This window comes from Acidiphilium sp. PM (assembly GCF_000219295.1).
Lineage (GTDB): Bacteria > Pseudomonadota > Alphaproteobacteria > Acetobacterales > Acetobacteraceae > Acidiphilium > Acidiphilium multivorum.
In genome coordinates this window covers 1-725 of sequence record NZ_AFPR01000164.1, presented here as the reverse complement: position 1 = coordinate 725, position 725 = coordinate 1, and the positions used below count along the sequence as shown (strand labels likewise).

Sequence of the window (725 nt, the reverse complement as noted above, 5' to 3'; positions counted from 1 at the left end):
CTCGCGCTGCCCGAGGGCGAGGCCGCCCGCGCCTATCTCGCCGCCCGCGGCCTCGATGCGCCGACCATCGCCCGCTTCGGCCTCGGCTGGTCGGGCGAGGGCAGGGGGTCGCTGCGCGCGGCGCTCGCCCGCCAGGGCATCGCCGAATCCCGCCTCGTCGAGGCCGGGCTGATGAAACAGGGCGAGCGCGGCGCGGTCGACTATTTCTACGGCCGCGTGATGTTCCCCATCCGCGACCGCGCCGGCCGCATGGTCAGCTTCGGCGGCCGCCTGCTCGGCGACGGCCAGCCGAAATACCTCAACGGCCCCGAAACCGCGCTCTTCTCCAAGCGCCGCACCCTCTACGGGATCGACACCGCCCGCCCCGCCATCCGCGCCGGCGCCGCGCTGATCGTGGTCGAGGGCTACATGGACGTGATCGCGCTCGCCGCCGCCGGTTTCGAGGGCGCCGTCGCCCCGCTCGGCACCGCCCTCACCGAATCCCATCTCGAGGAACTCTGGCGCCTCTCGCCGCGCCCCATCCTCTGCCTCGATGGCGACGCCGCCGGCCGCCGCGCCGCCCTGCGCGCCATCGAACTCGCCCTGAAGCAGCTCACCCCCGATCGCGGCCTCGCGGTGCTGACCCTGCCCGGCGCCGACGACCCCGACAGTTTCATCCGCCGCGAGGGAGCCGCCGCCTTCGCCGCCCGCCTCGCCGCCGTGCCCTCGCTGGCCGACACGCTCTA

General features: G+C 75.0%; 1 protein-coding gene. It reads left to right on the top strand.

All coding sequences use genetic code 11. The features are described 5' to 3' along the window. On the top strand, positions 1-725 hold a 725-nt coding region (locus APM_RS08055), incomplete at both ends, for a DNA primase (RefSeq protein ID WP_039888090.1).